General features: G+C 47.1%; 14 protein-coding genes. 4 read left to right on the plus strand and 10 right to left on the minus strand.

The genetic code is table 11. The features are described 5' to 3' along the window. Positions 1 to 106: 106 nt before the first annotated feature. Entirely contained in the window at positions 107 to 1,822 is a 1,716-nt protein-coding gene (locus ACQY2W_RS00545) for a hypothetical protein (RefSeq protein WP_428048629.1), read from the minus strand. Positions 1,823 to 1,959: 137 nt separating this feature from the next. Between ACQY2W_RS00545 and ACQY2W_RS00550 the strand changes: the two genes are divergently transcribed. Further along, a complete protein-coding gene (locus ACQY2W_RS00550) occupies positions 1,960 to 3,342 on the plus strand; it encodes an MATE family efflux transporter (protein WP_428048630.1) in 1,383 nt (460 codons plus the stop codon). On the opposite strand, the gene ACQY2W_RS00555 is transcribed toward ACQY2W_RS00550, so the two are convergent. After that, positions 3,339 to 4,883 carry an L-aspartate oxidase gene (locus tag ACQY2W_RS00555; RefSeq protein ID WP_428048631.1) on the minus strand — a complete coding sequence of 515 codons (1,545 nt, stop codon included), beginning with the start codon at positions 4,881 to 4,883 and terminating at the stop codon, positions 3,339 to 3,341. The two genes, ACQY2W_RS00550 and ACQY2W_RS00555, sit on opposite strands and share 4 nt — an antisense overlap. Positions 4,884 to 4,954: 71 nt before the next feature. Next, positions 4,955 to 5,506, minus strand: a complete 552-nt coding sequence (locus ACQY2W_RS00560) for a type IV pilin protein (protein ID WP_428048632.1) — start codon at positions 5,504 to 5,506, stop codon at positions 4,955 to 4,957. A 122-nt stretch (positions 5,507 to 5,628) separates the two neighbouring features. Between ACQY2W_RS00560 and ACQY2W_RS00565 the strand changes: the two genes are divergently transcribed. After that, positions 5,629 to 6,123 (plus strand): type IV pilin protein, encoded by a 495-nt coding sequence (locus tag ACQY2W_RS00565; protein WP_428048633.1) that lies wholly within the window; start codon positions 5,629 to 5,631, stop codon positions 6,121 to 6,123. Positions 6,124 to 6,138: 15 nt separating this feature from the next. Here ACQY2W_RS00565 and ACQY2W_RS00570 read toward each other — a convergent pair whose 3' ends face one another. Further along, positions 6,139 to 7,614, minus strand: coding sequence for a DEAD/DEAH box helicase (locus tag ACQY2W_RS00570; protein WP_428048634.1), 1,476 nt, complete (start codon positions 7,612 to 7,614; stop codon positions 6,139 to 6,141). Between the two features lies 1 nt (position 7,615). Continuing rightward, positions 7,616 to 9,463 carry an ABC-F family ATP-binding cassette domain-containing protein gene (locus ACQY2W_RS00575; protein ID WP_428048635.1) on the minus strand — a complete coding sequence of 616 codons (1,848 nt, stop codon included), beginning with the start codon at positions 9,461 to 9,463 and terminating at the stop codon, positions 7,616 to 7,618. Positions 9,464 to 9,624: 161 nt separating this feature from the next. On the opposite strand from ACQY2W_RS00575, the gene ACQY2W_RS00580 reads away from it, so the two are divergent. After that, positions 9,625 to 10,782, plus strand: a complete 1,158-nt coding sequence (locus tag ACQY2W_RS00580) for a hypothetical protein (protein WP_428048636.1) — start codon at positions 9,625 to 9,627, stop codon at positions 10,780 to 10,782. Here ACQY2W_RS00580 and ACQY2W_RS00585 read toward each other — a convergent pair. Beyond that, complete coding sequence (locus ACQY2W_RS00585; protein WP_428048637.1) at positions 10,779 to 11,447, minus strand: type IV pilin protein; 669 nt, start codon at positions 11,445 to 11,447, stop codon at positions 10,779 to 10,781. The genes ACQY2W_RS00580 and ACQY2W_RS00585 overlap by 4 nt on opposite strands. Positions 11,448 to 11,700: 253 nt before the next feature. Here ACQY2W_RS00585 and ACQY2W_RS00590 point away from each other — a divergent pair, with 253 nt between their 5' ends. Continuing rightward, the gene (locus ACQY2W_RS00590; protein WP_428048638.1) at positions 11,701 to 12,858 is read left to right on the plus strand and encodes an aminotransferase class V-fold PLP-dependent enzyme; all 1,158 of its coding nucleotides are present in this window, start codon (positions 11,701 to 11,703) and stop codon (positions 12,856 to 12,858) included. Here ACQY2W_RS00590 and ACQY2W_RS00595 read toward each other — a convergent pair whose 3' ends face one another. The 4 genes from ACQY2W_RS00595 to ACQY2W_RS00610 all read right to left on the minus strand — a co-directional run bounded on the left by ACQY2W_RS00595 (position 12,859) and on the right by ACQY2W_RS00610 (position 15,846). Further along, positions 12,859 to 13,683: a hypothetical protein gene (locus ACQY2W_RS00595; protein ID WP_428048639.1), complete on the minus strand. Its 825-nt coding sequence runs from the start codon at positions 13,681 to 13,683 to the stop codon at positions 12,859 to 12,861. It lies immediately after the preceding gene. 117 nt (positions 13,684 to 13,800) lie between these two features. Further along, complete coding sequence (gene era, locus ACQY2W_RS00600; protein ID WP_428048640.1) at positions 13,801 to 14,718, minus strand: GTPase Era; 918 nt, start codon at positions 14,716 to 14,718, stop codon at positions 13,801 to 13,803. A 43-nt stretch (positions 14,719 to 14,761) separates the two neighbouring features. Beyond that, positions 14,762 to 15,268, minus strand: a complete 507-nt coding sequence (locus ACQY2W_RS00605) for a flavin reductase family protein (protein ID WP_428048641.1) — start codon at positions 15,266 to 15,268, stop codon at positions 14,762 to 14,764. A gap of 62 nt (positions 15,269 to 15,330) precedes the next feature. Beyond that, positions 15,331 to 15,846, minus strand: a complete 516-nt coding sequence (locus tag ACQY2W_RS00610) for a type IV pilin protein (RefSeq protein WP_428048642.1) — start codon at positions 15,844 to 15,846, stop codon at positions 15,331 to 15,333. Positions 15,847 to 15,966 lie beyond the last annotated feature (120 nt).

Genomic DNA, 15,966 nt, shown 5'->3' on the forward strand with positions numbered 1-15,966 from the left:
CTTAGGATATAGTTGTATTTTATCATATTAGGACGTAAGAAAACGGTTTTGCCGCAAAAAAATCCCCCCGGGCAAAAACCCGGAGGGATCAGAAAAAACAACTTTTTTATTGGTACAGACATTTGTATTTATACTTCTTACCAATGGAGTTACAAGTGCCCGGCCAAACACCAAACACTTTCGGCACGAGAACGACGTTCTCCACCCAGCGTTCTTCGCCGTTACGGCTGGAGTTACATTCCGGTATGTTTTCTGTCCTCATATGACCGGCTACTCCCACGACGAAATCAACGAAGTTTACTCCCGAGCCGGCGTAGGAAACGCTGATATCCGCCCGAATCATATCGTTCAAGGCCGTTCGGCCAGCGCCCGACGGTAATTGATTTTTGCGTTGCATTTTACTTGCACCCAGCGATACGACCACACCGTTATTACTCATACCGATCGGAAACGAGGCCGCATCTCCAAAGGACAACAGCGTGCATTTCGTATCTGTTTGCAAACCGGGATGATAGCCACCGAAAATACCCGTCCATCCTTCGTTCCACCACACCCAACGCGAAACATAATCATTGTCGGCTTTGCCTTGGTACACCCATTTCCACGACGGATCTTGCTCACAACCACTTGTGTTTAAGTTGGTGGGGGTGTCGCTTAATGACCCATCCGCTTTAATATACATAACGTGCTCTTGCGGCTCGCCGTTTACGCAGTGAATCTGACGCAAAATATTATAATACGCATAACCGTGCGATCCTGAAGGGCAATCGGCCGGTAGGGTATCTCTTCCCACCGTACCGTCTTGACAAATAGGTTTACACTGCGTGCCGTCTGCTTTGTCGCCAAAGCCCAACACATACTCTGCCCGCGGAGTAACACCACTGTCATTAACTTTACGTTTAATCCACTTTAGGTCGCACTTAGTCAAATCTAATCCGGGCGAGGCCGTATATGAGGAGGCCATCGTCGCTGTAAATTGCATATTATCACGAACCGGAGGCGGAATAACGACATTGCCCAGTTCAAACCCCTGTATCGTTTCACCGCCGACCAAATCCACCGGTTTAGCGTAATCTGCCGCTGTTTTTGCCACCTCTAACGTACCGGAAATGGACATCTTGCGGGCGGACGCAATTAAGTTGTTATTCGCTACCAACCGGTTAATAAACGAATCTCCGGCAGATAAACCTGAAAAATCTAACGTACCCCCCTTGACCTCTACGGGTATCGTTCCGGTAGGATACGAGTTACTATTAAACTGGTAACCGTGCCCCAACGTGTTAGTCTGGCGAAACGTTGCGCTAGGCATACTCATCCCGTTGTATGAAACATCCACAATGCTAACAGGCGAAGAAAGAGACGCAAGCGTAAACGGACGAGAACTGCTCATCGTTACGGTTCCCCCTTCCGACACCCCGACGGGCATAGCCACCTCTGCGTAAGAATAATCATATTCAGTGCAGTTGCCTTCGCTGTCGCTGTGCAAACATGCACACCATTTGTTACAACTGCCGTTAGCGGCGGTTCCCTCACAAGGGCTACCTGTATTGGTAGACTGCCAACTATTACACTGACAACTACCGTCCTCTTTTAAGGGCCAGCACACCTTTTGCGTACCGTCTGTGATAGCCAAATTGGCCTTACCGCCGATCTCCAAATTGGTGGCTTGCAATCCGCCTCTAAGCGTGGCAGAGCCGGAAACTTTTAATTTTTCAAAATTTCCTAAGCGCGACGGATTGAAACTGACGGAAGAAACAGTCTCTTGCGCAGATACCGTCACAGCGGCAAGTAAAAATGCAACTACTATCCAAGTGTTTTTCATAATACACTCCACACGATAAAATCACTTATATTTTAACGAAACACATAATTCCTTCTCTATAAGTTTACAAGAAAAATCGTAAAAAAACAAGGGGTAAACCGAAAACGGCGTTTTTGATAAAATATATAGTAGTACGTGTGAAAAACAAAATTATGTCAAATCCGAATAACCCGTTTAAAGATAAATCTTTATCTACGCTACTGGTCCGCTTTTCCGCGCCGGCGGTGGCGGGTATGTTTGCTAATGCTTTATACAACATTATTTCACGTATTTACGTCGGGCAAGATGTAGGAGCCGCAGGACTGGCGGGTATAACCTTGCTGTTCCCGCTCGGGCTGATTTATATGGGGTTTAGTGCGCTTATCGGCGTGGGCAGTAACGCGCTTTTCTCTATCCGCTTAGGCGAACACCAAACCGAAGAAGCCCGCCGTATTTTAGGAAACGGGTTTATTTTGCTTACCATGGTTTCCTCTGCATTGACGGTGCTAAGTTATATGTATTTGGACCCGATCTTGGCCTTGCTCGGTGCCGACAGCGAAGTTTTACCGCTTGCCCGTGCGTATGCGCAAGTGGTTTTCCCCGGGTATTTGTTGTTTGGAATCGGAGCGGGAATGAATCATTTTATCCGATCCTCGGGCCGACCCAAAACGGCTATGGCCACGCAACTGATCGGCGCATTTATCAACTTAGTATTTGGGCCGCTGTTTATTTTTACGTTTCATTGGGGCATACGCGGTGCAGCGGCCGCAACAGTGCTGGGCCAACTGATTTCGTTTATATGGGTCATGTATTTTTTCCTGTGCGGAAATACGATGTACCGCTTGCGGCTTGTTTATTGCAAAGTTAAAAAACGCATTGTATTGGGATGTTTGGCAATCGGGTTTTCGCAATTTGCGTTTCAGTTAGCGTCCAGCGTGCTTAATTTCATTTTAAATCATGCACTCCTCAAATACGGCGGAAATGTAGCCGTATCGGCAATGGGTATTGCTATTAGTGTTAATACGCTTGTACTGATGCCGCTACTGGGCATTTCGCAAGGGGCGCAACCGCTTATCGGCTACAATTACGGGGCGCGTAAATATAAAACGGCTATCCAAACGCTCAAAATGGCACTGCGTTGGAGTATGTGGATAACCACGACGGGTTTTGTAATTCTTGAACTGTTTGCCGTGCCGATTGCCGCCGTGTTTAACTCTACCGATACCGCCCTTGTAGCGATGGCTTCGCGCACGATACGTATTTTGAATTTTCTATTGCCTATTTTACCGTTGCAAGTAATGGCAACCAGTTTCTTCCAAGCAATCAACCAACCCGTAAAAGCGGCGTTTTTGAGTTTATCACGCCAAGTGTTACTGGTCATCCCGCTTGTGCTGATACTGCCGCTGTTCTTTAAACTGTCCGGCGTATTTTACGCACCCGTGGTGGCAGATTTAATTGCTACGCTGGTAGCTGTCTATATGTTACATACCTTCTTTGCCAAACATGATCTGCGTCTGTTTGGCAAATCAAAAGAGAATTAGTTACTCAAATAATGGCACCCGATAGAGCGTTTATTGCGAAGCGCCGCATACGTGATAAGTAGCGCTGTTTGCGTGCCGTTGCGTAGGTCCAACAATTCTTGGCACAAGGCCGCGCCTTTGTAAAAAGCGTTAATTTCGTTTTGTAAGTGGCGCAAGATTTTTTCCGCACGGCTCAAATGCGTAGCACTACGCATCAGCCCTACGTAGTTCCACATCGTACTGCGCAAAGTAGATAAATCTTGCTTAATTAAATTAAGGTCCGGTTTTTCTGACGGTAACACCCAATCTTTAGGGGTAGGGATACGGAAATTTTCGCTGGCTAATTCTTCCGCATCCGCGCGCGCGCACAGGTAACCCATGGCTACGGCTTCTAATAAAGAAGTGCTGGCTAAGCGGTTAGCCCCGTGATAACCGGTACAAGCCGTTTCACCGATAGCGTTTAAGTGGCGGATATTGGTGCGACCGTCCGGCGTTGCGTACACACCGCCGCAAAAATAATGGGCCGCCGGTACAACGGGAACGGGCTGTTTGGTTAAATCAAACCCTTCTTCCAAACATTTTTGGTAAATAGCCGGGAAACGGTCTTTTGTTTCTTGCGCGGGGCGGTGGGAAATATCCAAATACACACAATCGTGCGAGGTATTTAACCGCTCTTGTTCAATAGCGCGCGCGACCACATCACGCGGGGCCAAATCTTTTAATTCGTGGTAACGCGCCATAAACGCTTCGCCTTTTACGTTGCGTAAAATGGCCCCCTCTCCGCGCAAGGCCTCGGATAAAAGAAAACTTTTCCCTTTAGCAAATACGGTGGGATGAAATTGTACATACTCCATATTCATCACACGCGCGCCGACGCGGTACGCCATCGCAATTCCGTGCCCGTACGAGTGGGCGGCGTTTGTTGTGTGGCGGTAAATTTGACCGACGCCCCCCGTAGCTAAAATAGTTTTTTTAGCCGTTACGGCAAACACTTCGCCCGTTTGGTTATCCAACACGTACGCGCCGAACACCGTGAGCGGTTCGTAACGGTCCATAATGTCGGTAGAACTGTGCGAAAAAGTAAGCAAATCAATCGCCGCGCAATTTTCCTGTACTGTAATAAGCGGATTTTTACGTACCGACGCTTGCAACGCGGAAAGTAATGCATGCCCGGTGGTATCTTTGGAATAAATAATGCGGTTTTTGCGGTGCGCGCCCTCGCGCGTAAAACGTAAGGCGTGGTGTTCATCACGGTCAAAATTAACATCCAAATCGTTTAAGAAAATTTCTTCCACCGCTTTGCAACCGGCCACGGACAACTCCCGTACGGCACGCTCGTTACAAAGTCCGGCGGTAGCCATACGCACGTCTTGCAATAAATCATCTAATTGCAAATTGGGCTCATACACAATACCGCCTTGGGCCAAATCGCTATTGGTGCGGGCCATTTCCCCACAACAAAGCACCAACGTATGCAAGCCCTTTTTAGCGGCCTGATGCGCATACACACAGCCGGCAAGTCCGGCCCCTACCACCAAACAATCGGTATGAATTACTTTCATAACTATATTCTACAAAAAAAGACCCTTTGGCAAACAATCGCCAAAGGGACTTAAAAAAGCACAAATTGCGTTTACGGTTTATAGTAACACGTATAGGAACCGCACGTCTCCGTAGAGGTATATCCGGCCGACACACACAAATCTTTCCCGGCATTGGTCAGGCCGACACAGCGGGGCGTTTTAGTTTTGTTACTGCCAAAATCGCTGGAGTAAACACGCATGGCAATATCGCCCTGCGTAGCCCCTTTCATACGTTTGGCTTCTACATATTGGTCAATGTTTGACGTGCTGGGTTTAACAATCGTGGTTTCAAAATATTTTGTTTTTACACAATAGTCTGAAGCCGTCGTACAAGCCCGCTGGTTTGCAAACGAAATATCCAGCTGGCTAATTTTAGGACGGTAATTGTTGGCATTACTGGAGGGAAAGCGGTCTGCATAATCGCGGTTGACCGCTTCCATGACGGCCGTGGCCGCCAGTAAACCGTCGGAAATACGGCTACGTTCTACCGCTTTTTTATACGAGCCCGATGCCATGGCAGACATCACCGCTATAATAATCACAACCGCCATGAGTTCTGTTAAAGTAAAACCGGCATTGAAAAAACGAGGTGTGTGTAACATAATTAAATTCTCCTAAAAGTTTATATTTTTATTATATCCTTTTTTGCGGAACTTGCAATACGTAAAAAATTTGAAAAAATCACCCAAAACCGATATACTAAATAATAAGGAGTGTAACAAATATGAAAAAAAACAAATTAGGTTTTACGTTAATTGAGTTGTTAGCCGTAGTATTGATTATTGGGATTATGACGTCTATTGCCCTGCCGCAATACCGCCGCTCCATTTCCCGCGCGGAGGCCATGGAAGCCATGGTCAACTTGCGCACTATTTTTGATTCGGCCAAACGTTATAAATCGGCCCATTCCGAAGTCCCTATGAAATTAAACGGGTTAGATATCTCGTTTTTTGACGCCACTAACGACAATGCCGCCACGTTTGATATCGGACGTTTTCGCTATACGTTTTCCGGCACACACATTACCGCGTGCCGTATTTCTGCGCAAATTGATTACTGTTTCAAGTTCTATTACAATTTGAACGGCGAAAAAGATGTGCTAACCTGCAAAACAGATCACCCGGACGGTAAATACGGTTGGCTGTGCGAAGCGATTGGTACCTATCAAGTACCAAACAGCGCTAACGAATATTACATTGACAAGAAAAAACCCGAATAACCATAGCGTTATTTTTTACGGACGGCGCGGCTTTTTAAAGTTGCGCCGTTTTTTATGGGACGGCATGGAAAATCTGGCGGCGCGTTGCTGTTTACGAAGTGTTTTTTTGCTTGCGCCTACTTTTACAATATGAAACGGGGCAGCGGGTTTTTCTTCTAACACGCGTGCGGCCTTAACGGCTTTTTGAAAAGTTTTAATTTTTTTAGGGGTAGATTTTTGTGTCTGGCGGGCTTTTTGCAGTTCCTCGCCTTGCGGCAAATATACTTCGCCCGATTGTAATAATTCTTTGGCGCGCTGGGTGGCTTTAGACGGGACAATTTTACGACGGCGGTTTTTGTCGTGCGCGGCTCCTTCTTCTTGGGCTATAAATTTGGGAGCGGGCAAGGGCTCAATTGTTTTTTGCACCACTTTAACGGGGGAAGAAAATTTTGTTACTTGGCAAATAGCCGCCCATTTTTCTTCATCTCCGGCGATAAACGAAATGGAATTTCCCACCGCGCCCGCGCGGCCCGTGCGGCCGATACGGTGGATATAATCTTCGGGCGATTGCGGCAAATCGTAATTGATGACGTGGGCGATATGCGGCACGTCAATTCCGCGCGCGGCTACGTCGGTAGCAACCAACACGCGCACGGTTTGATTACGGAAAAATTCCAACACTTGGCGACGGCGGTTTTGGCGCAAATCGCCGTGGAGCGCGTTGCATTTTTGACCGTATAATTTAAGTTGTTTGGCCAACCGTTCCGCACCGTGTTTGGTGCGTGTAAAAATCAGCACCGAGCCGGCCCGCGTGTTTAACTCGTGAAGTAACTGCGGCAATTTCTCGCGGATGGCCACGCGCACGATTTCCTGCAACACAAATTCTGCCGGTTTAACGACCGAGCCGATTTGTACGCGCACGGGGTTGTTTAAAAATTCTTGCGCCAGTTGTTTTACTTCATCGGGCAACGTAGCCGAAAAAAGTAACGTGTGGCGCGGCGCGGGTAATGCGTGGACAATGCGGCGCATATCGTCAATAAATCCCATGTCCAACATGCGGTCGGTTTCGTCTAAAATAAGTGTATGTGTTTTACGAAAATCAATGCTCTTGTGTTGCAGGTGGTCTATCACGCGCCCGGGAGTTGCCACAATCACACGCGGGTGGCGGCGCAAATCTGCAAATTGTTTGTGGATATTATCCCCCCCGATAATCAGCGCGGCCGGAAGATTTTGCCCGTCGGTAATTTTTTGCCACTCTTCAAAAGTTTGTTGGGCCAGTTCACGCGTAGGCGATAAAATAAGCGCGTTTGAGTCCGGGCGCACCCATAAACGTGCGGCAAGCGGCAGTAAAAACGCCAGCGTTTTGCCCGTTCCGGTTTGTGCCGTGGCAAGCGTGTCGCGCCCGGCTAATATGTCCGGGATGGCGGCTGCTTGCACGTCGGTAGGTGTTTTAATACCTTGCCGGGCCAGTGCGCTTTGTAAAAAATTGGGCAACCGGGAAAAAATATTCATATTAACTTTTGAGAGCTTGCTCGCACTCCTCGTTTAAGCGTAACCACTCTTCCTCTACGTCTTTAATTTGCGCGTTGAGTAGCGCCAGTTCAATACTGCTGTCTGCCGAATAGGCCTGAACTAATTGTTCTTCTAACACCTGTTTGCGCGCGGTCAGCTTGGCCAGTTTTTCATCTAGCGCGCGAATTTCTTTTTTTAAAGGTGCTACACGCGCCCGGCGGGCGGCGGCCTCTTTGCGGGCCAGTTCTTTGGAGGTCATTTTGTCGCTGGCCAAATCGTTGCGGTCGTTATTTTTTAAGAGTTGCGCTTTGTAATCATCTAGGTCGCCCATAAAGTTTTGGCACGTGCCGCGCCGCACAATCCACAACGTATCGCACGTGAGTTCTATTACGTGCAAATCGTGCGTGATAAGCACCACCGCACCGGTATATTCGTTTAACGCTTCTAATAATGCTTGGCGCGATTGCAAATCTAAGTGGTTGGTCGGCTCGTCCAAAATCAGCAAGTGCGGCGCGTCTTTGGTAATAAGGGCAAGTAACAGGCGCGATTTTTCGCCGCCGGAAAGTTGCCCGATCAGCGTATCTGACTTGGCTTTATTTAACCCAAACGCACCTAATTGCGCGCGGATTTGCGTTTCAGTAGCAAGGGGCATAACGGCGGAAAGTTGCTCGTACGGTGTTTTTTCTACGTCTAATTCTTCCGTTTGGTGTTGGGAAAAATAGGCAATTTTCATTTTTTTAGCCAACGTCATTTTTCCGCTCATCAAAAGTAAACGGTGTGACAAAATTTTAGCCAGCGTAGATTTTCCGTTTCCGTTTGCACCCAGTAGCGCGATGCGGTCGTCGGGCTCAATGCGTAAATTTAAGTTTTCAAGCACGGGTTTATCGTCATATCCCGCCACACCGCCTTCAATAGTAACGAGTGCATTTTGCAGACGCTCCGGCGAAGGAAACTCAAAATGCGCTTCCGGGTCTTTGGGGATTTGCGGCGCGGCGCCTAATTTTTCAATCATTTTAATGCGGCTTTGCGCCTGCTTGGCTTTGGTGGCTTTGTAGCGGAAACGGTCCACGAACGATTGCAAATGTGCCACTACGCGCTCGTGCTTGGCGGCGGCGAGTTTGGCCCCCTCTATGGCGGCGGCACGGGTGCGCTCGTAGGTGTCGTAATTGCCGTTATAAAGTTTTAATTGGGTGTCTTCCACGTGGATGATTTTATCGCACAGCCGGTTTAAAATGTGGCGGTCGTGGCTGATGATAAAAATAGTTTTGTCTAAACGGGTGAGATAATTTTCCAGCCACAGGGCCGTTTCCAAATCTAGGTGGTTGGTGGGCTCGTCTAAAAGTAGGCAGTTAGACGGCGCATACAGGGTGGCGGCTAAATTGGCGCGCACTTGCCACCCGCCGGAAAACTCTTTCAAAGGACGGTTAAAATCTGCGTTTAAAAACCCGAGCCCGCTTAAAATAGCACTGGCGCGCGCTTGTGCGCTGTGTGCGCCCAAAAACTCCAATTTATCAAATACTTCGGCCATGCGCTCGCCGGAAATATCCGGGTTTTCCAATTCTTTTTCAAGGCGGGTAAGTTCTTTATCGGCGGCCAATACATAAGGCAGTAGCGGCACGGACGGGTCGGCAATATCCTGTGCCACAGAGGCAATTTGCGTACTGTGCGAAATAACGATCTTGCCGCCGTCGGGTGAAAATTTCCCTTCAATCAGTTTAAATAGCGTACTCTTGCCGCACCCGTTCGGGCCGACAAGTCCCACCTTCTGCCCGTCTTGAATCATGACAGATGTATCTTCAAACAGGGTACGCAAACCAAAGTGAAAGGAAAGATTTTGAATATCAATCATTATGTATATTTTACTAAATTTGCCGTATATTTTCCGACGGGAAACTGCCTGTTTGCTTTTTGCCCGACGGAAAAACAAAAAACCATTTTGGGGGCAGGTTTTACTTGCCCTATACAAATTTGACTTTTGGCGAAATTTGATAAAATAAGGCAGGAGTTTTTATGACCCGCGATTTACTATCCCTTGATTTTTACGGCAACGAAATTATCGCCGTCTTACTTACGCAAGACGACGAAACCGATACGTTGCGCGTTCGTCACGCGTGGCGCAAGCCGTGCAAGGCCTTTGCGGGCGCTTTCGTGCTTGATAAAGAAGCCGCCCAACGCGAATTAACCGCCGTATTTGACGAAATGGCCGAACATACCGACGGGGCACTATCGGTAATTATTGGGGTGCGGGGTAATTTTTTATCGTTTAAACGCGCCAGCGGGTTTGAATCGGTTTCCACACGAAACCGCATTATCGGCACGCACGAAATTGAAGCCGCGTTGCACAACTCTATCCCCACCACGTTAAGCGACACGCTGGACGTTATAGATGTATTGCCGCAATCTTACACCATTGACGGCAACACAGGCATTGTTAATCCGCGGGGGCTTGTCGGTTTTACCTTAGAGGTGGAAACTTTTTTGACGCTTGCTCTGTCCACCCATTTGCAAAATTTAACCAACGTGTTTCAAGCGTGCGAGTGCGGCGAATTTCAAATTTTACCGTCTGTTATCGCGCAAGGCGACCAACTGCTCACTTCGCCGGAAAAAGAGTCCGGCGCGCTGTTGTTGGACATTGGGCAAAGCCGTACGTCTGCGGTGATGTATCACAAAGGGGCCCTCGTGGAAGCGTGGGAACTGCCCTTTGGGCAAAACCGGTTAGCCCAGGCCGTGGCCGATTTATTACAAAACGACGTAGAAACCGCTTTAGACGTATTAAAAACCTATGAGCCCGGCACGGACGAAATCATTGATGACGTATTGGACGAAGCCAATTTAAAATTGTTGCAAGCGTTAAAAAAAGAGCTGTTACAATCACTTATTTATTTGCAACATCCGTCCACCCAACTGGTGCTGTGCGGGGCGGCGGCTGATAAAAAATTACTTAAAGTGTGTAAAAAAGTATTTGGCGCGCGCAAGGTGCGTCTATCGGCGGCGGATGAACTGCTTACAGACGCCGGGGAAGCCAACTCCCCCATCTATTCCGGTGCATTAGCGGTGGCCACACACGCGCTTTCACGCGAAGTGCAAGACCTAGGTATCACACAAGAAAAACCCGCCGGACTACTGGACGGGTTGTTAGATAAACTCGGGCTTAACGAGTTGTTTTAGAATTTATAGACTTTATACGTATTGGCTCCTGTTCCGGAACTCGCATCGTGCGTCGTTTTGTGCGTTACATTTTTGCAGAGTTGATTGGCGTGGGCATCTTCCGTTTTGGCATAGCAAGACATACCACCCCCCGTTGGAGATTGACTATAATCTTGACTCGTGTGAACATAAAACCCTATTAGTGCTATACCCGTTAATCTACTATCTTCCGCTTGAATTAAATGCGGATATAAATCAATGCGCCATCCGTCCGGTGAAGATATTACACTATGATAACTCTCTGTGTTCACCGTTCCCTGAAAAGTAACGGATAAATTATCCCAATCATTTGTATAAGACCCATTTGCCATATAATATACTTCTTGCGCGTCCATAGCACTTTTTGTCATAGTTACCAAATTAGACAGCCGCGCTTTGTCTACCGCCAGACGATATTGCGGCAACGCCACCGCCGCGAGGATACCGATGATGAGCACAACGACCAGTAATTCAATAAGCGTAAATGCTTTGTTGTTGTCGTTAAAAATAAAATTGTCATTCCGTACTTGATACGGAATCTCACCTCTTTCTAAAACAGCAACAAGGTGAGATCCTGAATCAAGTTCAGGATGACGTCCTTTTTTATTTTCCTTTAAATAACTTTTACAACATCTTTCTTTTTGCATACAAATTCCTCCTTTTTATCATTACATAAAATGTAGCAAAAAAAAAAAACGATGTCAAGTTTTTTCCGCTTTTCTGACGGCAGAAAAGCTAGCAAAAGACCGCCGTCCACGCTAGTAAAAAGCAGTTAAAACAGGAAAATTTTTCAAACTCACTTCGTTCAAACATGAAAAATTTTTACCTGTTTTAACGCTTTTTAACAGCTCGCTATCGGACGGAGATAAAAAACTAAAATCTTTTTGCTACAATACTACTATGGTGATACTCAATAAATCGTTACTGCCAATAAGCACGTTTGCCTGTGGCCCGGCCCAAGCACTAGCCGAGTTGCGCCCTATACCGCTAGCCGGTACGCAGTTTGAACGCAACCACCGCGCGGCGGATATCGTAGCAAACATCTACCAAAAATCGGCGGAAGAATTAAAAAAACTATTTGAGCTGTCCGACGAGTACACCGTGTGTTTTTTCCCCGGTGGGGCTAACGCCGCCATGGACGCCGTGCTGTGGAGTTTAACCAAAGATACGCTTAGCGGACTGGCGTTTGGGGAATTTTCCAACCGCTGGGCACGCACCATGGCAGCACGCTTACCCGGCGTAAAAAGCACGGTGCGGTTTACACAAGAAGGCGAATTTTTTCCTAAAGAAGAACCCGATTACAACGCCAGTTTACTCGTGCTAACGCCCAACGAAACCTCTACCGGCGTGCAAATTCCCAACGATTATTTAGCGCACATTTGGAAATCGCGCGGGAAAGATACACTCGTGGCGTGGGATACCACTTCATGCGCGGGCGGGCGGCTACTGCCGAACAATCAATTTGATGTGATGTTATTTTCTTTGCAAAAATGTTTCGGAGCGATGGGCGGCACGTGCGTACTTTTTATCAACCAAAAAGCGCAAGCACGTTTGGCGCAAACGGTCGCGTTGCGGAATATTCCCTATACGTTAGATTTGGCACGCGCCGTGGAACAAGCGCGCAAATTTCAAACCGTTAATACGCCCAACACGACGGCCATTTGGATGTGTTACCGGGCCGCAAATTGGATGAACGAACACGGCGGACTGGCCGCCATGGATACGCTATGCCGCGAACACGCCGCGTGGCTGACCCATTGGGCATTTGGTACCGATTACATTAAACCGTTAATAACCGACGAAAATTTACGTTCTTATACAACGCTTACCTTGCAACTTACCGACCCGCAACTCTCAGCCGACGACATCAACCGCGCCCTAGCCGCTAGCGGACTAGCCAATTTGCAAGACGGTTTAAAACGCCACCCTTACGCGCCGGAAAATACGTTACGCGTGGCGTGTTTCCCGTTTGTGGATACCGAGGGTGTAAACGAATATAAAAAATTAACTGCCGCACTGGATGAAACCGTGCGGCAGTTACGCAAAAACCAAAACTAATTAGCGATAGTAGGTTGTGTTAAAATCAACGATTTGTTGGGCTTGTTCAACCGTAATGCCATATTTTTCCGTTAATTCTTCCACATTGTACGAACGGACGTAATCGCCCGCACCCGCGATAAAGAGCAGGTATTTCGTACGCAGTTGATCTACCGAGGTTACTTTATCCCAACCGGTGGGTATGGGCATCTTAAAGAAATGTTTCCATAAACCGGCGGCCATATCTTTATCTTGCGCATACAACTGATTATATTGCTTAGCAAGATCTGCCAATAATTCAACAATTTGTTTGGCGTTTTTAGATTTCATTAAGTAAACTTCTTTTCTTAATGTTTTCTCGGCATCCATAAAATAGCCCGGCAATTGTATTTCTCGGGCATGTGCTACACGAATTACCTCTTCGGGTAACGTATAAAATTTAACGAGATACTCCACCAACGTCAACGCCGGATTATTATGATTATCCGGCACGTAATTATCAAAAATTTCAATTAAACTGTTCCCGCGATACGTGTTCCACGGTACGGCCAACGGCCCGTTGAGTCTTTTGGCTAACGCCCGGTTTTCTTCGGGAGAGTTCGCCAAAAATACTTTATCATAGCCCGTTAAAAAATCCAACGCTTGCATGAGCGCGGCCGTGTCTTGCCCGGGATTTTTTATTCCTTCAAAAGCTTTCACACATTGGGTCAACGGATCAACAGCTTGTTGTTGGTGTGCAACTTCCCGTTGAACGGCCTCTTGTAAGCCCGGCACTTGCGCTCCGGCAAATACACTGCATGCAATCAAAGCGACTACACCCGCTCCAAATTTTTTGGTTAGAAACATCGTTACGCCTCCACATAGAAATTAACTTCTTACCTTTATACTATAAACAATAAACCCCAACGCCACAAGGGTCATTGAGCCCAGGTAATGTTGGGTCTTTAGACCCAGAAAATTATTTTAGGAAAGTTCTTCGTCGCGCACGATATAGCCAAACTTCTCTAACAACTCGCTGTTGTTGCGCCAACCCGGGGATACCACTACGTTAAGTTCCACCCGGCACGGACGGCCTAAAAATTCTTCCACCCGTTTTTGTGCGCGGGTACGGAGTTGGGCGATCATCTTGCCGCCTTTGCCGATAACAATGGGTTTTTGGCTTTCGCGCTCCACGTGAATAGTGGCGCGGATGAAATTTTTATCCCCCAAATTTTCCGTAAATTTTTCCACTTCTACGTAGGTACTGTACGGAATTTCTTTTTGATAGAGCAGAAAAATTTGCTCGCGGATAAATTCTGCCGCGTAAAACCGTTCCCAGCGGTCGGTCCATTGGCCGGGCGGGAAATACGCCGGGCTGACGGGCAACACCGCTGCCACGGCGGTTTGCAATTTATCCACATTCACGCCTTTTTGCGCGCTGATACGGAATTTTTTGGCAATTTTAAGTTCGCTTGTAATTTGTTTTTCAAGCGCGTCTAATTGCGAAGGATCTTTCACAGCATCAATTTTATTTAAGACGAGAAAAATAGGACAATACACTTTTTTTAATTTTTCAATAAGCGGCGCGTTAAGTGCGTAATCGGCGGTAGCATCCACCATAAAAAGCACCACGTCGGCCTCTTCGCTTACGGCCCGGTCCACGCACGACACCATGGTTTGCTGGAGTTTATATTCGGGTCTCAAAAAACCGGGCGTGTCCACAAAAACAATTTGGTAGTTTTCCCCCTCGCAAATCGCCAAAATGTTTTGGCGCGTCGTCTGAGGTTTATAAGTAACAGCCGATAAAAGCCCGCCCGCCAGTTGGTTAAGCAAGGTTGATTTACCCGCGTTAGGCAGTCCGCACAAAACAGCAAAACCGCTTTTGAAGTTGGTGTTATCCATACGTTTATTGTACTTATTTTAAGCGGTCCGCGCTATACGAAAATCACGGCGTGATATAACTGTCTAAAATCTGTGAAACGAAAAATGCGTGGTAATTGTTGCGTTGTCGGTCATACCATAATTCTTGTATGGCCGGGTTTAATTTTTCCGCACTCATCAAGCGCGCGTAAATCACGCTACATTCCAAGTGCATACCGGGCACGTCCAACACGGGCGTAGTGATTTTATGCGCGGGCCGCGTAGCTAGCCCGGTCAGGGCCAGTTTATCTACGTTCCTACCCGACGACTGGCCAAATACTTCAGCCGCTTTGGACAAATCGGTATACGGAAACGTAACGGTAAATTCACGCGTTTTTTCTATGAGTTTGTAACTATACCGGCTTTTGCGTACCATGGCCACATACACAGGCAACTTCCACATCACGCCGATTGCGCCCCACGCCGTGACCATGATATTTGTTTTTCCGGCGCGGTGCGTGGTCAAAAAAGCAGTTTTAGATAAAATTTCCAAATTTTTACTTGCGTTAAAATTAAACGGTACTGTTTGCATAAAAAATTCCCCCTTGCGATATCGTAGCAAAGAGGAAATTTTTTTGCGTCAGAGAAAATGGGTTAGAATTTGTATTGTAAGCCAAATGTTGTCCCCGTATTGGTTAAGTCATTGTTATTATAAAATGAGGCCCCCATAGCTTCGCATAATTTAGCATATTTACTGGAACGATCTGATCCACCGGCAAAACAATTGCGACCATAAAAAGAACGGTTTCCATGAGGAAAATAAATTACATACGCATTATACAGCGTTTGTATGTTCATACATGTCGCCCGATCATACGTAGCATCTATCACACACTTGCCCCACGGGTAGGTACACGTGCTTTTATTTTCGGACAACGTGCAACCCGTCGGCTCTACCGCTAACGCTTCAAAATCACTCGTGTATGTGCCGTTGGCTAAATAATACGATTCTTCGGCGTCGGCAATACTGTTAGTAAGTGCCATGAGTGTAGAATAGCGGCTTTTCATCACAGCTTTTTCGTACTGCGGCACAGCCACCGCCGCTAAAATACCGATGATTAAAACTACCACTAATAATTCAATTAGCGTAAATGCTTGTTTGTTTTTCATACAACCTCCTTTTTATCACTAAATAAAATGTAGCAAAAAAAAAAACGATGTCAAGCCCCCTCCGCTTTTCTGACGGCAGAAAAGCTACAAAAGACCGCCGCCCCGGGGCACCACAAAAAG

This window comes from Candidatus Avelusimicrobium caledoniensis, assembly GCF_902756455.1.
Classification (GTDB): Bacteria; Elusimicrobiota; Elusimicrobia; order Elusimicrobiales; family Elusimicrobiaceae; genus Avelusimicrobium; species Avelusimicrobium caledoniense.